The organism is Enterobacter cloacae complex sp. OE43NF, assembly GCF_023544405.1.
In the GTDB taxonomy this organism is placed as follows: Bacteria; Pseudomonadota; Gammaproteobacteria; order Enterobacterales; family Enterobacteriaceae; genus Enterobacter; species Enterobacter cloacae.
The window spans coordinates 1-3,484 of the sequence record NZ_JAMJFW010000104.1; the positions used below are offsets into that span (position 1 = coordinate 1).

At 56.9% G+C, this 3,484-nt stretch carries 5 protein-coding genes and 1 pseudogene; all 6 read left to right on the top strand.

The window, feature by feature from the left end; all coding sequences use genetic code 11:
- A pseudogene (locus M8370_RS22940) lies at window positions 1–383 on the top strand (DUF4062 domain-containing protein); the annotation flags it as partial.
- A 76-nt stretch (window positions 384–459) separates the two neighbouring features.
- Window positions 460–1,101, top strand: a complete 642-nt coding sequence (locus M8370_RS22945) for a phage baseplate assembly protein V (RefSeq protein WP_250021824.1) — start codon at window positions 460–462, stop codon at window positions 1,099–1,101.
- Window positions 1,098–1,448, top strand: a complete 351-nt coding sequence (locus M8370_RS22950; protein ID WP_250021825.1) for a GPW/gp25 family protein — start codon at window positions 1,098–1,100, stop codon at window positions 1,446–1,448. Before M8370_RS22945 ends, M8370_RS22950 begins: the two co-directional genes overlap by 4 nt.
- A gap of 5 nt (window positions 1,449–1,453) precedes the next feature.
- Window positions 1,454–2,362, top strand: coding sequence for a baseplate assembly protein (locus tag M8370_RS22955; protein WP_250021827.1), 909 nt, complete (start codon window positions 1,454–1,456; stop codon window positions 2,360–2,362).
- Entirely contained in the window at window positions 2,355–2,885 is a 531-nt protein-coding gene (locus M8370_RS22960; RefSeq protein ID WP_029883420.1) for a phage tail protein I, read from the top strand. Before M8370_RS22955 ends, M8370_RS22960 begins: the two co-directional genes overlap by 8 nt.
- A gap of 11 nt (window positions 2,886–2,896) precedes the next feature.
- A partial coding sequence (locus M8370_RS22965; RefSeq protein ID WP_250021828.1) for a phage tail protein occupies window positions 2,897–3,484 on the top strand: 588 nt, incomplete at its 3' end.

Here is a 3,484-nt window from a genome sequence, read left to right on the forward strand (position 1 = left end):
CGCCTAAACTCGAGAAACCCGAATCACCAATGGAGAGTTTGGAAAGAAGAAATTTTTCTCTTAACGCTCTGGCTGCAATTAGAGATCCTTCACAAAGGAAATCATTCAAAGATTTTGATTTGCCGGGTTTGGCTTTTCCGAATGAAAAAATTGAGCGCTATGTTAAAAATATCACTCCATTAAATGCGTCTAGTTGGATTGATTATGATAAAGGGAAGGTTATTCTTAGAGCTAAGAAATTAATTCAGAGTCTGTCTGTTGTTTTCGATGAGGTAACGTTAATTCCTATAAAAAGCGGAGAGGGGGAGATCTATTTTAAAATCATTTGCGAAGAGCTTAAGGAGCCAATAGTTTTAAGTCGCCGCGTTACTGTCTACAGGTAAAATTTCAAAAGTTGTGCTGTAGCCTGTAGAACCCCCCTCGGTTGCCGCTGGCCTTACCCGGCGGCATCCTTTCCCCATGAATACTTTAAATTCACTGCACGAAATCGCTCGCGCGTTACGCAACCTTATCCGCACCGGCATCGTGACCGACGTCGACCTCGGCAAGGGGCTGTGTCGCATCCAGACCGGCGGTATTGAAACCACCTGGCTTAACTGGCTCACCTGTCGCGCCGGTCGCTCACGCGTATGGTGGGCTCCGTCTGTTGGCGAGCAGGTGTTATTGCTAGCCATCGGCGGTGAGCTCGATACGGCCTTTGTGCTGCCGGGCATTTTCTCTGATGACAATCCCGCACCGTCGTCCTCACCCGATGCGTTTCATGTGTCATTTCCTGATGGGGCGGTTATCGAGTACGAGCCCGAAAGCGGCGCGCTCACCGTGTCAGGCATAAAAACTGCCGACGTCACCGCGTCGGACTCCATCACGGCCACTGTGCCGGTGGTGCTGGTGAAAGCGTCGAGCCGCATCACGCTCGATACGCCGGAGGTGGTGTGCACCAACAAGCTAACGACCGGCACGCTCGAAGTGAAGAACGGCGGGAAGATGACCGGAAACATCGAGCACACCGGCGGGAAACTGACCTCAAACGGCGTGCAGGTGGATGACCACGACCACGGCGGCGTCGAACGGGGTGGAAGCTGGACGGAGGGCATTAAATGACGGTGCGTTATCTCGGAATGAACAGCCAGACCGGCCTCAGTATCTCTGAGGCCGAGCATATCAGGCAAAGCGTGCGCGACATTCTGGTCACACCGGTTGGTTCGCGCGTCATGCGCCGTGAATACGGCTCGCTTCTGTCGGTGCTGATTGACCAGCCTCAGACACCGGCGCTGCGCCTGCAGATTATGGCCGCATGCTATTCCGCGATCCAGAAGTGGGAGCCGCGCATCAGCCTGACGACCATCACTTTTGAACGGTCAGAGACCGACGGCGGGTTGTATGTCGATATCACCGGCAACCGCTCAACCGGCGGCCAGCCATTTTCACTCACCATTCCACTGAGCTAAACGCTATGGCAATTGTTGACCTTAACCAGCTCGCCGCACCAGATGTTGTGGAAGTGCTGGACTATGAGACCATCCTCGCAGAGCGTAAGGCGACACTCGTCTCGCTTTATCCTGAGGAACAGCAGGAGGCCGTCGCGCGCACGCTGACGCTTGAATCAGAGCCGATTGTTAAGCTGCTGGAGGAAAACGCCTACCGGGAAGTTATCTGGCGACAGCGCGTCAACGAGGCTGCGCGTGCGGTCATGCTGGCTTACGCTGCTGACAGCGACCTCGACCAGATAGGCGGAAATTACAACGTTGAGCGCCTCGTCATCACGCCTGCAGACGACACGACGTTTCCGCCGACACCAGCCGTTATGGAGTCGGACACCGACTATCGTCTGCGCATTCAACAGGCTTTTGAGGGGCTGAGTACCGCAGGCTCGACCGGCTCATATCAGTTTCATGGCCGCAGCGCCGACGGGCGGGTCGCAGATATTTCCGTCATCAGTCCCGAACCCGCGTGCGTGACCGTGTCCGTGCTGTCGCGCGAGAATAATGGCGTCGCCTCTGACGAGCTGCTCGCAATTGTGCGCACTGCGCTGAATGACGAGGACGTCCGGCCGGTGGCCGACCGCGTGACCGTGCAGTCAGCGAAAATCGTCGACTATAAAATTACCGCGTCGCTTTACCTGTATCCCGGTCCCGAAAGTGAGCCGGTGCTCAGTGCGGCAAAAGCAAAGCTGCAAGCGTATATCACCGCGCAGCACCGCCTCGGTCGTGACATCCGCAAATCAGCCATTTATGCCGCGCTCCACGTCGAGGGCGTGCAGCGCGTCGAGCTGGCCGCGCCAGTGGCCGATATCGTGCTCGATGAGACTCAGGCGTCATGGTGCACCGAGTACAGCGTGACCATCGGGGGCAACGATGAGTAATACCCGACTGTTACCGGTGGGCTCCTCACCGCTTGAGGTGGCGGCGGCGCGCGCCTGCGCTGAGATTGAAAACACCCCCGTTCCCCTGCGCCGACTCTGGAGCCCTGACGACTGCCCGGCAAACCTGCTGCCGTGGCTTGCGTGGGCATTTTCCGTTGACCGGTGGGATGAGAGCTGGCCGGAGACCACGAAAAGAGAAGTGATCCGCGCGGCGTGGTTTATTCATGCGCACAAAGGCACGATTGGTGCAGTGCGTCGCGTTGTGGAGCCGCTCGGCTACCTGATAAACGTGACTGAGTGGTGGGAAACCAGTGACCCGCCCGGCACGTTTCGCCTCGATATCGGTGTGTTAGAAACCGGCATCACCGAGGAAATGTATTACGAAATGGAGCGGCTTATTGCTGATGCAAAGCCAGCCAGCCGCCATCTTATCGGCCTCAATATTATTCAGGACATCCCCGGCTACCTCTACACCGGCGCCCTGAGCTATGACGGCGACATCATCACGGTTTACCCCGGATAAGTGAGAGCACAATGACAGTGAAATACAAAACGGTCATCACCAAAGCCGGTGCAATCAAGCTGGCTGCAGCGACCATCCCCGGCGGAAAAAAAGTGAACCTGACGGCGATGGCCGTCGGTGATGGTGGCGGTACGCTGCCTACACCTGACCCGAACCAGACAAAGCTCGTCAAAGAGGTCTGGCGTCACGCGCTGAACAAAATCAGCCAGGACAAAAAGAATAAAAATTATGTCGTGGCGGAGCTGCTTATCCCGCCTGAGACCGGCGGTTTCTGGATGCGTGAGCTCGGGCTCTACGATGACACCGGCACGCTGATTGCGGTCGGGAATATGGCCGAAAGCTACAAGCCCGCGCTCGCAGAGGGGTCAGGGCGCGCGCAGACCGTGCGCATGGTTATCATGGTGAGCGACATCGAGTCAGTCGAGCTGACGATTGATACCTCAACGGTGATGGCCACACAGGACTATGTCGACGATAAGCTCGCGGAGCACGAGCAGTCCCGCCGCCATCCTGACGCCACGCTCACGGCAAAGGGTTTCACGCAGTTAAGCAACGCAACCGACAGCGCGTCTGAGACCGTCGCAGCGACGCCCAAAGCC